Origin of the sequence: Synechococcus sp. MIT S1220, from assembly GCF_047303025.1 — a bacterium.
In the GTDB taxonomy this organism is placed as follows: domain Bacteria; phylum Cyanobacteriota; class Cyanobacteriia; order PCC-6307; family Cyanobiaceae; genus Parasynechococcus.
In genome coordinates, this window is record NZ_CP138939.1 from 1,400,001 (window position 1) to 1,412,288 (window position 12,288).

The window sequence follows — 12,288 nt, forward strand, 5'->3', positions numbered from 1 at the left end:
ATCACATTGTCATGCTTATTTTGTTCGATCGGGGGTCAGTTATTGGTATAAAATTAATTCCATTGGTTTATGAAATTGTGGCTTATTTGTATCCATTCCTTTCGGTTTTGCTCGTTTTCTTTTGGCTTCCACCTTTGCGGGCGCAAGGGGAGATCGACATCAGTCGTTCTGGCCGACAGGTGAGCCGTGTGGTTGCCTTGACTTCACTGTCTGCTGACATGGTTGTGTCACTGGATCCTGGAGTCCTGGTTGGTGTTCCAGGCACTTCTCTGACCAACAACGACTCGCGTTTCAAAGGTATGAAGCGCATTTCTTCTGGCAGAAGTCAGCCAAGCCTGGAGGCCATTGTGGCCCTTAAGCCTGATCTTGTGGTGGGCGCAGATGGTTTCCACTCCAAGATCTTGAATGGTTTGAATGGCTTAGGCATTGCAACTCTTTCTTTAAGGATTGATCGCTGGAATCGTCTGGAGGAAGCGGCTCAGTTGCTGCGTCAGCGTATTTCCAATTCCGATGTTCTCGAACAAAAACTGGCTGACATCTGCCCTGCTGTCTCTGGTGTTGCGAAGCCGTCGCGATCGCGTGTGTTGATTCTTGTTGGGGTGTCGCCCAAGCTTTCGCCTTCTTCAGATAGTTGGTCTGGGTCTCTGCTTGCCAGGCACGGTCTAATCAACGTCACTCAGGGGCTTTCGGGGGGGAGTGAGTTTTCGGGCTATATCACCATGTCAAACGAGCGTTTGTTGACCGTTGATGCTGACACGGTTCTTGCTGTAAACCCTTCAGGTGGTGCAAAACAATTGCGACAATTAATTCGGCAATTTTTACCTAAAGTCAAGTCAAAAAATGTTGTCAAAATGGATTATTATGGATTGATCAATCCTGGAAGTTTAGGAAGCATTGCCTCTGCTTGTAAGCGTCTTCGGGCTTTGTAAACATATGGCTGGAGGCGGAGTGGATGTTGTTCAAGCTTGCTCGTCTCACTCTTGTAGGTTAAAGACCAGCGGTATGGCCTCATATGGGTTGGAAGGAGCGCAGGAGGCCGGTGTGTCTTGAAAGGCGCTATGAGTTTGAGAGCTACAACGCGACACGGGATTTCCTGGATCGGCTTGGGCTTCATAGTGAGGCCACGCAGCGCTTTCCGGATATCAGCTTTGGTCGAACATATGTGAACATCACACTCCGTCCTGAGGATGACGGAGATTCCGCCCAGATAGCTGATGCGGATCATTCGTTCGCGGCTGAGATCGATGCCCTGCTCGATTGATCTTGCCGCTGCTTATGCCGATTCCGGTGTGGCTGAGGTGCTGGAGCAGCTTGATCTTGAGCTCATCGGCTTGACTCCGGTCAAGACTCGGATCCGCGAAATCGCAGCCTTATTGCTTGTGGATCAGGCCAGGCAGCAGCTGGATTTGCCCAGCACGGCGCCCAGCCTGCACATGTCATTCACCGGTCGTCCCGGTACGGGTAAGACGACCGTGGCCCAGAGGATGTCGCAGATTCTGCACCGGCTTGGTTACCTGCGTAAAGGCCACGTGGTCACGGCGACCCGAGATGATCTGGTGGGGCAGTACGTGGGCCATACAGCTCCAAAGACGAAGGAGATGCTCAAGCGTGCTCAGGGTGGTGTGCTGTTCATCGATGAGGCCTACTACCTCTACAAACCAGACAATGAGCGTGACTACGGCGCTGAGGCGATCGAAATCCTCCTGCAGGAAATGGAGAATCAGCGCAGTGATGTGGTGGTGATCTTTGCGGGGTACAAGGATCGAATGGAGACTTTCTACAGCTCCAATCCGGGCCTTTCCTCACGGGTGACACATCATCTCGATTTCCTTGACTACAGCAATGACGAGCTGATGGCCATTGCCGGATTGCTTCTTGAAGCGCAGCACTACCGCTTCAGCCATGAAGCCTGTAACGCGTTCTCCGACTACATCTCGCTCAGGCGAGCATTGCCGTTCTTCGCCAATGCTCGTTCCATCCGCAATGCCATTGATCGGGCCAGGTTGCGTCAGGCCAACCGCCTTTTCGCTCGGATGGGGGAGGAGCTCACCAAGGAGGACCTGATCACGATTGAAGCAGCAGATATCAAGGGGAGTCGGGTGTTTCAGGGGCAGGTTGAGGGGCACCACCCAGTGGCACAAAGTGACTGATCATTTCGCCCACCACCACGCCAACCAAGGCTCCCGTGGCGCCATGACCTTGCAGGAGCAACACAGTCAGAACGAGCACAGAGACCCGGGCCCGCAGCATCACCTTGTAGAAGGCCGCAGTGAGTCCCCCACACCAACTCCCAAGGGTTCCCACCTCTGGGAACAGTTGATGCAGGGCGCTGCCGAAGGCACAGGCAATCAAAAACACAGGGAAGAAGATGCCGCCGCGCCAGCCTGTTTCCAGGCAGAGGCCAAGCATCAGCAACTTGATCAGTCCAGACAGCATCAGGACGACCACCTGGCTGCGATTCACCCCTTCCAGCAATGGACGGAGTTGTTCTTCACCTGCAAATGGCACAAGGGGAAGCCAATGCATCATCGCGCCAAGCAGGAGCCCCGTAATCACCGGCCACCATCGCCAGTGGGCAAGAAGGTGACGCCGCTGAAGAGTGCCCCGCCAGGACCGCAGTAGAAGGCCCAAAGCACTGCCGATGAGGCCGGCAATGATTGCCGAGCCCAGCGTTCCAATGTCTTCACCCGGGTCGGTGGGCCACATGTATGGCATGGCCCGGAGCGATCCACCCGTTACCTCATCAATGCCATGGAACAGCACAAAACCGCCCATACCTCCGATCGTGCCTGGAATCCAGCGTCGGATCAGATCCCCATGCTGCTCACTGACAACGGCCCCACCCAGCAAAGGGGCCCCGAAGAGGCCAAGGGAGCCGGCAACACTGGCGTTCTGAAGATCCTGATCCCGGCCCTGCCAGATGCGTTGACTGCTGAGAGCTGCGATTCGCGTCATCAACGCTTCCGGACCGGACACTCCGCCTCCCACCAGCGCCACGATCGCTCCTGCAATCGCCTTCAAGTTGTCTCGCGGTGGAGCGTCTTCGGGGTGATTCAGATCGTGGAGTGTTTCAGGCAGTTCCGGAAGCAGGGTTTTTTCACCCCCGCGATGGATCAGGGCGAGCAAAGCTCCGAAGCCACCGCACACCCCCAAAGACCAAGCGAGAGGGATGGTGTAGTCCAGGCCCTGTTCGGTGGGATCCCCCCAAAGCGTTTTGGTGACTATTCCGACGCCTCCCATGATCAGAGCGGTGATTGCGCCACTGATCGCACCTGTCAAGAGAGCGATCAGTGCCTGCCGGACGACGGGGGGAAGGATCAGAGAACGGCTGCTCACCCGAGATCGAGCCACAAAGGATTGGTGCGTAGTTCACCATGGGCTGCCTTTTTTTTGAAGGGGTTGGTGCCGAATTCCTTCCCTGGGCACCGTGTTGCGGAGTCGCCTTGAACGTGATCTTTCAACCAAGGCGCTTGGGATGTCACCAGTAGGGATCGCTGGCGAACTCCACCGACAACCTGCTGGATTTGGACGAAGGAACGCTGCTGATGCAAGCCCGCACCATGGTGCCGTTCACCTCGATTTCGCATGCTCCGCAGCTGCCTCCCATGCAGCCAGTTGGAATGATCACGCCTGCTGCTGCAGCGGCTCTGAGCCAGTCGGTTCCGACTGTTTCAATGGTTTTGCGGCCATTGGGCCAATGCACGGAGATGGTGGCCATCAGTGCAGTAACGGTCTGATGTTCACATGCTGCTCGAATGCATCAGCGAGGCGGTTGATGAGTTGATCACGATGCTCTCCGTGATGGGGACGATCGGTGGAGAGGGGCGGCAGTTGTTTCGAGCTGCGCAAAAGATTGATCCAGTGGCGGCGCCAGGGACCGTTCTCCAGCAATCCGTGCAGGTAGGTGCCGGCGATGTGACCGCCGCTGCCGGTGTTCTTCCACCAACCCAGTTTGGTGTCTGTGCTGATTGGCTGCAGGTTTGAACCGGCCACGGTGGTTCCGTGGTGCAGCTCGAAACCTGTAATCGTGCTCGCTGTTGGCCAGCAGGCCTCCAACCGCCTCTGCTGGAGGGTTTTGTCGCCTCCGAAACGGGTTGCAATCTCAAGCAGGCCCAGACCATTCCAGGGGCCTTCCGCATGGCCACCTTCCAACTTGTCGGGATCCGTCAGGCTTTGTCCGAGCAATTGCATTCCGCCGCAGATGGCCAGGATCGATCCGCCACGGTGGATGTAGGTCTTGAGTTGCTGCTCCAGATCGCTGTTGCGGATGGCCTGAAGGTCTCCAAGGGTCTGTTTGCTCCCTGGGAGAATCACCGCATCAGGTCTCCCCAGGTTCTGCCCCGGTTCCACCCAGCGCAGTTGCACGGTGGACTCCGCTTCGAGGGGATCGAGATCGGAGAAGTTGCTCAACGAAGGAAGCCGGAGCACGGCGATTTCAAGATCACAACGGCCGCGGTTGGGTTTGCGTTCCAGTAGGTCGAGAGAATCCTCCGGAGGGAAAAGCTCATTGAGCCAGGGCATCACCCCCAGCACAGGGATGCCTGTTTGTTGCTCCAGCCAGCTGCGCCCTTCATCGAACAGTTCCCTTCGGCCGCGGAAGCGATTGATCAGAATGCCTTTGATCAGAGGCCTTTCAACCGGTCGCAGCAGCGCGAGCGTTCCAATGATTTGGGCGAAGACTCCGCCGCGTTCAATATCGGCCACGAGGATGCAGCGGGCGCGGAGGTACTGAGCGAGTCGCAGGTTGGTGAGGTCCCGACGTTGCAGGTTCACCTCGACTGGACTGCCGGCGCCTTCGAGCACCAGACGTCCCTCTGGCCACTGTTTCTGGAGAGTTTGAAGGCTGTTGCGGATGGCTTGCCAGCCCGGGCGAAACCAGTCGCGGTAGTAATGCTCAGCCCGGGCGATGCCCACACTTCGGCCCGCGTGGATCACCTCGCTGGTGCTGTCGCCACGCGGTTTGAGCAGCACTGGGTTCATGGCGCAACAGGGCTCAAGTCCGGCTGCCCAGGCCTGCATCGCCTGGGAATACGCCATCTCTCCACCGTTGCGATCAACCCAGGCGTTGTTGCTCATGTTCTGCCCTTTGAACGGCAGCGGCTGCTCTCCGTGGCGTCGCAACACCCGGCACAGGGCAGCGTTCATCAATGATTTTCCAGCACCACTTGAGGTGCCCAGCACCATCAAGGGTTGACGGCTGGCCAGGGTGATTGTGGTGTTCAGCGGCTGATCTCCCCGCCAGCATGGGCGTCAGAAAGGTGATTCAGGCTGTTCGTCTTCACGGTTGAATTTCAGAGTTCCGTTGGGGCATTGGCTGATGGTTAACACAGGCGACTGATCTCAGAGGTTGCTGAACAATCTCTGCTCAGTGCCTGATTAGTGACTGATTAAGCGTCGAATGTGAAAGCGGATCTGATCGCCAAGTGTCGCGGAATGGTCCAGCAACGCTCGATCGTGATCCAACAGGTTCCGTCCAAGCGGCGTTAAACGGAAGCGTGAGGTGAGTCCCTGTCCGTCCACTTCGCGTCGCAGAACCCCCACCGCGATCAGCCAGAGCAGATCACGTTCGAGGTTTTCAGGGTGGCGGTACCACCGATCGGCGCGTCCGTAGCGCAAACGATCGCCCCACAGGGCTGTTGCATCGAGTCCCTGCTGCTGCAGATCACGGAAGAGATGCACGCTGAAGGGAAGACATTGCATGGATCGGATCGCTCGCTCGCGGCTGCGACGATCCAGCAGATCATCTGTGGTGGATAGATCGGGAATGGTCGGCTTGTCCGGCAGTGGCAGCCTACGGAGCATTGGCTGGCCATGGATCGGAATGTTGATGCTTGCTTCGGCTTCACTGGCACGTCGCCGCCTGTTGGAGCAGGCGGCTGTGGATCACCGCGTTCGGGTCAGTGGGGTCGACGAAGCCACCATTCAGAACCCTGATCCGTGTCAGCTCGTTCAACGGCTGGCTGAGGCGAAAGCCTCTGCGGTGCTGGCGGGCCTTGATCCTGTTCACGATCAGGACATCAGTTGGGTGCTTGGGTGTGACTCGGTGTTTGAGTTTGAAGGTGAGGTGTTCGGCAAGCCTGCTGATGCGGAGCAGGCTCTCCGACGTTGGCGGCGTATGGCGGGCCGCAGCGGTTCTCTTCACACGGGCCATGTGCTGCTGAACGTGCCCGCTGAATTGGGTGGGCTGTCGCTGTCGCACCAGGCCTGCATCACAACCGGTGTGCACTTCGCAGCGGTAGGGGAGGCTGTTCTTCAGCGTTACGTCGGCAGTGGTGAACCGATGCAGTGCGCCGGTGGTTTTGCACTGGAGGGGCGGGGAGGCTTGTTGGTTGCGTCCTTGTCAGGGTGTTATTCGAATGTGATTGGACTCAGCCTTCCCTGGTTGAGAGCCAAGTTGTTGGACGAGCCCGCTTGATCGAAACAGCCTTGATCAAAACAGCCTTGATCAAAACAGCCTTGATCAAAACAGCCTTGATCGAAACAGCCTTGATCAAAACAGCCTTGATCGAACCCGCGTGATTGCGAATCACAATCTTTCGCGGTTTCGATCACATTCACCCAACAATCTTTTCAGAGCTTGAGACCTGAGCTGGGAAGAGAACTGATGTTGGCGCAGGTTGTTTTAATGAATTGGCGCGTGTTACTGGAGCCGGCTTTTTTCCAGTCTCCACGCAATTGACCATTCCAATAATAACCAAGAGTGCGATCTTCGCAGTCATAAACTACGTTTAAGTTCTGTACGCGTGGACCTCCGGCGCTCCCAGGTTTTCCAGGGACCCAGACGCGTATTGGAGGCGTGGTTTTGCATATTGTTCTCGGGTTTTGATTGTAGCCACCGCTCACAAGTTTTCCGCCGCTGTAGATAGCGGGTTTCCAGTCACCCGATTGCGTACATTCGGTTTTCCCGTAGTCCACAGTTTTATAATAACCTGGAACTGCCGCTATGGGTTGTGCGTAACTGTGCACAATTGAAAGGGACGTAAAATAACGATTTGAGCGATTTTTATGCGGAACTTTTCTGATTTGTGGATCCAAATATCGAATTGTGTTGTCTGAAGCTAGGTATTTAGATTTCCACCCTTTCTTGCGCGGCAAGCCAAAACGATCGCTACCACCTGTCGAGATACACCAGCCGTCGTTGTCGCAGCTCTGTTGGCTTGAACTTTTTTCCTTATTATTTAGCGTGACACATCCTTGATAATCTGCTGCATTCAGGCATTGTTGATGAATGGCAGGATCAATCGCTGCTATAGCAATATTAGGAGTGAAGAGAAGAGGAACGAAGATTATCCTTAGGGATTTGGCTTTGAGGCGTGAACAAGCTCCTTCTGCTGCCATGGGGTTTCATAGGTTACTTTATCTCTATCCTAATCGAATCCATTGATTTAGCACAGTATCGCTCGAAAATTGTCGGGAACGCTGATCTCCTATCTTTGTGACTGGGGTTGCAAAACTATGACAAAATCTATCTGACCTGTCTGAATCTGAAGGAGTCCCGGTGATGCTTTGTTCATGAGAGCCTCTCGTTTGACAATCAGCCCCTACCTTCCTTTTTCGGATCTAGTCTGACAACAGCTTGTTTCGCTCGGACCCGATGGTCCATCCCCAGGTCTTTCGCGAAAGTCTGGCGGGCTGGTGATGACCCGAGTGAACGAATACCGAGGCTTCATGGATGGCTTCCCTGGATTCCAGTTCTTTTGAACAACTGTTCTCAACGTTGAAGAAGGTGCCGATCAGCGCCGACGTGCTTGTGAAGCAGGTGCAAGAACTCGGTGGAACATTGACGCTCACGGAGCTTGAATCGGTTTTAACGTCAAATCGTCTCCAGCCTGATGCGCTGACCGATCAGCAGTGGCGTCAGTTGATGGCGCTGCAGATCGGCACCATTCAAGTGAAGGCCCAAGAAGCCTTCAACCTCTTGGATTCCAACAAGGATGGGGTGGTTGAGCTCTCGGTTCTGAGGCGATTGTTGCAACTGTTCGACGTGTCTCAGCACACAGCTGAGGCTCTGACCAATGAACTCTGCGGGGACGGCTCCGACCGGGTGAACTTTGAAACATTCCTGGCCTATCTCCCAAATCACTTCAGCACGCATCCCAGGGCTTACGTCGGCGCGCATCGGCCTGTAAGTGTCCAAGGCCCATCTCAATCTTGTAATCATCGGCAGAGTTCAGGCTCAGGCGGGGAAGGTCTTTCATCTAACGCGGGTACGTCACCGCTGCAGATGCAGATTGGCTTTTTTCGTTTAATCCAAGGAGCGGCTTATCGAAGCTTCCGTGAAAGTTATTCAGCGCATTCAGAAACACATCTGCGTGCCTATGACTTGCCCTATACCATTCCAGATTTCGTCAGTTTTGTGAATGCAGCAATTGATCTCTATCTCTCTCTGGGGATCGTGGAATCCGGGGCAGAAGAACCCTTTGAAACACTGCGATCGTCCGTGATCCGTGCGGAGCAAGAATTACGTCACCGGATGCAGTACTGGGAAGAGATTCCGCATACTCCGGCCATGCGGGAAGCGGAAGAGCGGCTCGAGCAGGAATTGATCGAGCTCAATCATCATCATCAAATTCTGGGCGTTGTTCTTGAAGTTCTCTTGACGTCCTCACTGCAGGGGCATCAGCCTGAGCAGGTCACCCAGGACGACTTACAAATTCACGAGTTAAATCGCTTGCGTCAGTTGGACGATCATCATGAAATCCATGCTGATCTCGACTTGGAGCAGTCTGCGATATCGGGCTCCTTTCACGACAGTTGGCAGCGTGTGATTGTTGATTCTGTGGACCGGCGTTTTGCTGGATCGATCATGCCGACAGCGTATTGGTATGACGAATTCATGCCGTTGTTGTTGCGTGCCAGTTCTGTTCTCTCTAAGGACGATATTGATGCATGGGATGGTGCTGATCAGGCCACTCTTCATACCTGGTTTCAGGAACGCGAGATGGCGGGTGTGTTCAGCCATTACGGCAATGCTCTTCAGACACGCTTTGCGAACCTGCCGCTTCAAACAAAGAAGATGTTTCGGCGAGCCTGGGAGCTCACGAGTCACTACCTCAATGGTGTTCAGAAACGACGGGAGCGTGAGGAATTCGGGCGTGAATCAGGTTTCCTATGCCAGTACGTCGCTTTTCTCGATCTTCACGTCGGTCGTCACGATGTGCAAGCAAGCCAGATGCGCGTCAGCTTTCCGTATTACATCGGTCCTCCCACGTGGCGATTGATGCATACCTGTGCAGAGCTGATCGCAGACCAACCACTGGAACAGCAGAAGGATTCGGTGCAATTATTCAGGAGCTTCTTTGAAGCGTTGGCTACGATGTATCCCTGTCCTTACTGTCGCTTTCATCTCAACCGCTATGTGGTAAAAAATCGCGAGGTGAATATGTATCCAATTGAATATCTGTTTCTGGGCTCAGATCAGGGCAGTGTCAACCTGGAAGTGTCCTTAAGCGACAAATTTGATGCGGTGATCGATGGAGCATCTCTGCGGCTCTTCCTTTGGAAACTTCACAACACGGTTTCATCATCTATCGCACGGAGCGAAGCCTGGTATCAGAAGGATTCTGGTGCCTATTACACGTCACGCTACTGGCCAAGCCTTGACTCAGAACTGGAACGAGCCGAAACGCTGGGTGTGGAGTTGATCCCTCGTGATCGTGTCAGACGGATTTATGGGGTCGTGAAGCAGGCTGCTCATTTATCGGTGTTGCGAGATGAACTGCAGCAATCGTTGCATGCTGAGGATCTTCCTCAACAGCAGACCATCCGCAATCGCGCAGTCGTCGTGATTGAAGGTGTTGAAGATGCCGTCACACAATCGCGCTTTCTGCATGAGAGTTATCGGTATAACCCCACACTTTGTGATGATCCACCGCATTTCACAGATGCGGAAGAGGTCTTGGCACGCAGTGGTCTATTTACGGAGAACTAGCACTGGTTTGCGATTGTAAAGATGCTGTGTTTCCAGTGAATGGCTGGTGTTAAAGAAATGCCATCTGTGCTTTGGCTTGTCAATGAGAATCTTCTCTGACAGACAATAATGATTTTAATTACAAAATCAATACAATTCTACTTTCTGAAGCGCCTAAGAGCTAATTTAATTATTAAACACGTCAACAAGCGTTCTGCTTTGCTAAGGAAGCTTAAATGTCTAAAGCGATAGAGAGAACATCACTTGAGAGGATTCAGGCTCAGCTTGATAAATCAATTTATTATGGCGAGATCTCTGCCAATACCGATTCAGTTGTTAGGCTAAAAGATAGCATCAAGCAATTTCAGGAAGTTATTCTTAAAGTTAATCTATCTGATGGGCCCAATGATGTCTATGGGCATCTTTCTGGGTTAAGCCACGATCTTGATTTGTATTTTTTCAGCGATCATCCCTCAAATTCTTTTATAAGCTCAACAGGCTCAGGTCGCAGAGCAGAGTTATGTTTTACCCAAATTGACTCCAAGAATGATGATCTTTTTGTTAGAATAAGCTCCAATCAGCCTTTAAAGACGACAAAAGATTTAACATTTAAGTTCGACCTGAATGTCTATACAACTGGTCTAAATCCATATCTGGCCACTCCTAATGATCCTTTCTATGGTAAACAGTGGTATTTATTTAATGGTGCAGGGAAAAATGTAGACTCTGAACTTGCTTTTCTTAATTTTGACATTGCTGCGCCTGAAGCATGGACGAAGCATCGTGGCTCCCGTTCAACACCAATTGCTGTAATTGATTCAGGAATTGATTTAGAGCACCCAGATTTAAACGACAATATATGGGTAAATGAGGGTGAAATACCAGGAAATAATTTAGATGATGACAGCAATGGTTTTGTGGATGACGTTCATGGCTGGGATTTCATAACCAACCAACCAGATGGTCGTTATCGGAAGAGTATGCAGGAGAATATTCGCTCTCATGGTACACATGTTGCAGGCATTATTGGCGCTGAAGGTAATAATAAAATAGGCATTACGGGGATTAATTGGGAGTCCCAGTTAATGTCTTTAAATGTGTTTGATGATGCGGGACTGGCTGCAGATAGGCACATTATAAATGCAATCGATTATGCGATAAATAATGGGGCGAAAGTTATTAATTTGTCACTAGGAGAGGAATCTAAAATTGGCATTGGCCAGGTTAATTCAAAAAAATTAGAAAGCCGTTATTTCAAAGTTAAAAGTATGTATCGTAATATTTTCAGGAAAGCGAGAAACAATGATGTGCTGATTGTGATGGCTGCTGGCAATGCAGGTTCACCAGGCTCAGAAACTCGACGATGGAATAGAGTTGGTGACTTGAATTCGAATGCAATTTTTCCCTATAGCTTTGCCGAAAAAAAAGATAATCTTATTCTTGTTACTTCAGTTGATTCAGATGCCAAAATTGCCCCATATGCAAACTATGGCAATAAAGTTGTTGATATCGCTGCCCCAGGCGGAAATATTCAAAAAGCATCATTTAAGACAGATCCCACAACCGGTCAGATCGTAGATGTTTTTGTCAAAAATTATGGTATTTATAGTACGGTTCCGGATCAAACAATTGGGTCTGATCAAAAAAAACGTGGTGCCTATATGATGAAAAATGGTACATCGATGGCAGCTCCAGTAATCACTGGAGCTGCCGCATTAATATGGGATTATCATCCAAAATTAGAGGCATCAGATGTTAAAAAAATTCTTATCAATAATTCTATTGAATTGAATTCCCTAGAGCCTTTTGTCGTTAATAGTCGAGCGCTACGTTTGGAAGATGCTATGGAGAAAGTTGATAAAATAAAAAGCAAAGATGATGCCTTGATCTCCTCAATTGAGCCAAAAGACATGCGTGAAGCTGTAGTGAATTGCACAAAAAATAGCTGCGAGTATGTTTCAAGCTTGCAATCAACAATACTAAAAGGTTCACCTGGTAAAGACCTTTTTATTTTTAACAATATGGCAACTTTTTCGCTGCAAAATATGGATAAAATTATCAATTTTAATCCATCTCAATCAGATCAACTGATTTTGCCATCCAAGCGATTCAAAGGATTGTCAAATGATCGTTTGACATTGCAAACAGTGGCTTCAACGGAAGCGATCATTGAAGCAGCTAAACAACCTGTTGACATCATCTATTTCAAGAAATCTGGTCAGCTATTTTACAATGCTAATGGAGACGAACCTCGCTTTGGTGGCGAGCAAATTGGTGGCCTTTTTGCAGAAATTAAAAACACTCCTGATCTGACACCGAATGATTTCGCTGTCGTTGACGATCCAAGTGCAACTTTATAATGCGAAGTTACGTCTTTC

At 51.5% G+C, this 12,288-nt stretch carries 12 protein-coding genes; 6 read left to right on the forward strand and 6 right to left on the reverse strand.

The genetic code is table 11. From position 1 onward, the window contains the following. The first annotated feature begins 11 nt into the window (after window positions 1-11). The 3 genes from SIB64_RS06920 to cbbX all read left to right on the forward strand — a co-directional run bounded on the left by SIB64_RS06920 (window position 12) and on the right by cbbX (window position 2,150). On the forward strand, window positions 12-929 hold the full coding sequence (locus SIB64_RS06920; protein WP_413442512.1) for an ABC transporter substrate-binding protein: 918 nt from the start codon (window positions 12-14) through the stop codon (window positions 927-929). Window positions 930-1,012: 83 nt separating this feature from the next. Continuing rightward, window positions 1,013-1,261, forward strand: coding sequence for a 4a-hydroxytetrahydrobiopterin dehydratase (locus SIB64_RS06925; protein ID WP_413442513.1), 249 nt, complete (start codon window positions 1,013-1,015; stop codon window positions 1,259-1,261). Next, window positions 1,245-2,150, forward strand: a complete 906-nt coding sequence (cbbX, locus tag SIB64_RS06930; RefSeq protein ID WP_413442514.1) for a CbbX protein — start codon at window positions 1,245-1,247, stop codon at window positions 2,148-2,150. The genes SIB64_RS06925 and cbbX overlap by 17 nt, the downstream gene beginning before the upstream one ends. Here cbbX and SIB64_RS06935 read toward each other — a convergent pair. The 5 genes from SIB64_RS06935 to SIB64_RS06955 form a co-directional block, all read right to left on the reverse strand. Then, the gene (locus SIB64_RS06935) at window positions 2,086-3,336 is read right to left on the reverse strand and encodes a chloride channel protein (protein ID WP_413442515.1); all 1,251 of its coding nucleotides are present in this window, start codon (window positions 3,334-3,336) and stop codon (window positions 2,086-2,088) included. The two genes, cbbX and SIB64_RS06935, sit on opposite strands and share 65 nt — an antisense overlap. Then, complete coding sequence (locus SIB64_RS06940) at window positions 3,333-3,482, reverse strand: hypothetical protein (RefSeq protein WP_413442516.1); 150 nt, start codon at window positions 3,480-3,482, stop codon at window positions 3,333-3,335. Before SIB64_RS06940 ends, SIB64_RS06935 begins: the two co-directional genes overlap by 4 nt. Next, window positions 3,479-3,718: a 2Fe-2S iron-sulfur cluster binding domain-containing protein gene (locus tag SIB64_RS06945; RefSeq protein WP_413442517.1), complete on the reverse strand. Its 240-nt coding sequence runs from the start codon at window positions 3,716-3,718 to the stop codon at window positions 3,479-3,481. The genes SIB64_RS06940 and SIB64_RS06945 overlap by 4 nt, the downstream gene beginning before the upstream one ends. Continuing rightward, window positions 3,718-5,184, reverse strand: coding sequence for a cobyric acid synthase (locus SIB64_RS06950; protein ID WP_413442518.1), 1,467 nt, complete (start codon window positions 5,182-5,184; stop codon window positions 3,718-3,720). The genes SIB64_RS06945 and SIB64_RS06950 overlap by 1 nt, the downstream gene beginning before the upstream one ends. Window positions 5,185-5,376: 192 nt before the next feature. Beyond that, complete coding sequence (locus SIB64_RS06955) at window positions 5,377-5,802, reverse strand: Npun_F0494 family protein (RefSeq protein WP_413442519.1); 426 nt, start codon at window positions 5,800-5,802, stop codon at window positions 5,377-5,379. Window positions 5,803-5,821: 19 nt separating this feature from the next. Between SIB64_RS06955 and SIB64_RS06960 the strand changes: the two genes are divergently transcribed. Beyond that, window positions 5,822-6,415: a nucleoside triphosphate pyrophosphatase gene (locus SIB64_RS06960; RefSeq protein ID WP_413442925.1), complete on the forward strand. Its 594-nt coding sequence runs from the start codon at window positions 5,822-5,824 to the stop codon at window positions 6,413-6,415. 155 nt (window positions 6,416-6,570) lie between these two features. On the opposite strand, the gene SIB64_RS06965 is transcribed toward SIB64_RS06960, so the two are convergent. Further along, window positions 6,571-7,338, reverse strand: coding sequence for a hypothetical protein (locus tag SIB64_RS06965; protein WP_413442520.1), 768 nt, complete (start codon window positions 7,336-7,338; stop codon window positions 6,571-6,573). A gap of 334 nt (window positions 7,339-7,672) precedes the next feature. Here SIB64_RS06965 and SIB64_RS06970 point away from each other — a divergent pair, with 334 nt between their 5' ends. Together SIB64_RS06970 and SIB64_RS06975 are read left to right on the forward strand one after the other, a co-directional pair. Beyond that, entirely contained in the window at window positions 7,673-9,931 is a 2,259-nt protein-coding gene (locus SIB64_RS06970; protein WP_413442521.1) for an ERV1/ALR-related protein, read from the forward strand. A gap of 215 nt (window positions 9,932-10,146) precedes the next feature. Continuing rightward, on the forward strand, window positions 10,147-12,270 hold the full coding sequence (locus SIB64_RS06975) for a S8 family peptidase (protein WP_413442522.1): 2,124 nt from the start codon (window positions 10,147-10,149) through the stop codon (window positions 12,268-12,270). The last annotated feature ends 18 nt before the right edge of the window (window positions 12,271-12,288 follow it).

Coding starts and splice junctions, on each gene's coding strand:
- SIB64_RS06920 (WP_413442512.1), top strand. CDS start 12: ATGCTTATTTTGTTCGATCGGGGGTCAGTTATTGGTATAAAATTAATT.
- SIB64_RS06970 (WP_413442521.1), top strand. CDS start 7,673: ATGGCTTCCCTGGATTCCAGTTCTTTTGAACAACTGTTCTCAACGTTG.
- SIB64_RS06925 (WP_413442513.1), top strand. CDS start 1,013: ATGGGTTGGAAGGAGCGCAGGAGGCCGGTGTGTCTTGAAAGGCGCTAT.
- SIB64_RS06975 (WP_413442522.1), top strand. CDS start 10,147: ATGTCTAAAGCGATAGAGAGAACATCACTTGAGAGGATTCAGGCTCAG.
- SIB64_RS06965 (WP_413442520.1), bottom strand. CDS start 7,338: ATGGCAGCAGAAGGAGCTTGTTCACGCCTCAAAGCCAAATCCCTAAGG.
- SIB64_RS06955 (WP_413442519.1), bottom strand. CDS start 5,802: ATGCTCCGTAGGCTGCCACTGCCGGACAAGCCGACCATTCCCGATCTA.
- cbbX (WP_413442514.1), top strand. CDS start 1,245: ATGCCCTGCTCGATTGATCTTGCCGCTGCTTATGCCGATTCCGGTGTG.
- SIB64_RS06945 (WP_413442517.1), bottom strand. CDS start 3,718: ATGGCCACCATCTCCGTGCATTGGCCCAATGGCCGCAAAACCATTGAA.
- SIB64_RS06960 (WP_413442925.1), top strand. CDS start 5,822: ATGTTGATGCTTGCTTCGGCTTCACTGGCACGTCGCCGCCTGTTGGAG.
- SIB64_RS06950 (WP_413442518.1), bottom strand. CDS start 5,184: ATGGTGCTGGGCACCTCAAGTGGTGCTGGAAAATCATTGATGAACGCT.